This window comes from uncultured Arthrobacter sp., assembly GCF_947493765.1.
Taxonomy (GTDB): Bacteria; Actinomycetota; Actinomycetes; order Actinomycetales; family Micrococcaceae; genus Arthrobacter_D.
In genome coordinates this window covers 1-212 of the sequence record NZ_CANLSZ010000029.1, presented here as the reverse complement: position 1 = coordinate 212, position 212 = coordinate 1, and the positions used below count along the sequence as shown (strand labels likewise).

Below are 212 nucleotides of genomic sequence, written 5' to 3'. Positions count from 1 at the left end.
AAAGTCGTCGAGACGTTCCCTACCTGCCCAATCCCCGAAATCGCGAGGCTCGGACGGACCCTCAAGCGCTGGCGGGACGCGTTCCTGGCGTACTTCACCACCGACCGGGCAAACAACGGGGGCACCGAAGCCGTAAACGGGATCATCGAACTCCACCGTCGGCTTGCCCGCGGCTACCGCAACCGCCACAACTACCGGCTCAGAATGCTCCT

Annotated in this window: 1 protein-coding gene; it reads left to right on the top strand. The window is 63.7% G+C overall.

Annotated elements, in window-relative coordinates:
• The coding region (locus Q0747_RS13875; RefSeq protein WP_298255639.1) for a transposase at positions 1–212 on the top strand (212 nt) is incomplete at both ends.